This window comes from Bacillus pretiosus, from assembly GCF_051294775.1.
GTDB lineage: Bacteria > Bacillota > Bacilli > Bacillales > Bacillaceae_G > Bacillus_A > Bacillus_A wiedmannii.
This window is the reverse complement of the sequence record NZ_JBPPHF010000112.1, coordinates 1-319: the sequence shown is the minus strand read 5'-3', so window position 1 is coordinate 319 and position 319 is coordinate 1. Positions and strand designations below refer to the sequence as shown.

Genomic DNA, 319 nt, shown 5'->3' with positions numbered 1-319 from the left:
ACAGCGTATACCATACTCTGCAATAAATCCGCCAATTCCAGGTCCTATAATAACACCAGTACTAATCGCTGCTGATAAATACCCCATCGCTTTTGGACGTTCCTGCATAGATGTAATATCCGCAACATATGCCGTAACACCAGCCAAAATAAACGCCGCACTAATTCCGCCTAACACCCGTGCTGCATAAAGCATCCACACATCTTTTCCTAATCCAAAAAGAACTTCTGTAACAACAAAAATAAAATATCCAATGATGAACATTTTCTTCCTACCGTAAAGATCGACCCACCGGCCTGTTATAGGTGACGTAATGAGC

At 42.0% G+C, this 319-nt stretch carries 1 protein-coding gene; it reads right to left on the bottom strand.

Annotated elements, in window-relative coordinates:
• Nucleotides 1-319, bottom strand: a 319-nt coding sequence (locus ACSG5Z_RS30080; protein WP_435712767.1) for an MFS transporter, incomplete at both ends; no start/stop codon positions are given.